The sequence below is a fragment of the Bartonella sp. CL63NXGY genome, from assembly GCF_042194905.1.
In the GTDB taxonomy this organism is placed as follows: domain Bacteria; phylum Pseudomonadota; class Alphaproteobacteria; order Rhizobiales; family Rhizobiaceae; genus Bartonella.
Window position 1 is genome coordinate 1 of the sequence record NZ_JBHINK010000144.1, and the last position, 250, is coordinate 250.

Consider the following 250-nt stretch of genomic DNA (forward strand, 5'->3'; position numbering starts at 1 on the left):
TGGATTTGCCTTTGGCCTTGGCCCAGACCGTTTTGCAATGTTGAAGTATGGGGTAGATGATATTCGAAACTTCTATCAAAATGATGTACGCTTCCTTAGCCAATTTGATCAGAAAGGATAAGTTAAATGAAAGTATCATACAAATGGTTACAAGAATACCTTGATTTAGATGTTGAGCCTCGAGATTTGGCGGAAAAAATTGCGCGGACATCTGTAGATATTAACGATGTTTATTCATTGAGTGATGGAG

Annotated in this window: 1 pseudogene; it reads left to right on the plus strand. The window is 38.0% G+C overall.

What is annotated here, in order from left to right:
• Positions 1 to 121, plus strand: a pseudogene (gene pheS / locus ACFIK0_RS09775) (phenylalanine--tRNA ligase subunit alpha); the annotation flags it as partial.
• Between the last annotated feature and the right edge of the window lie 129 nt (positions 122 to 250).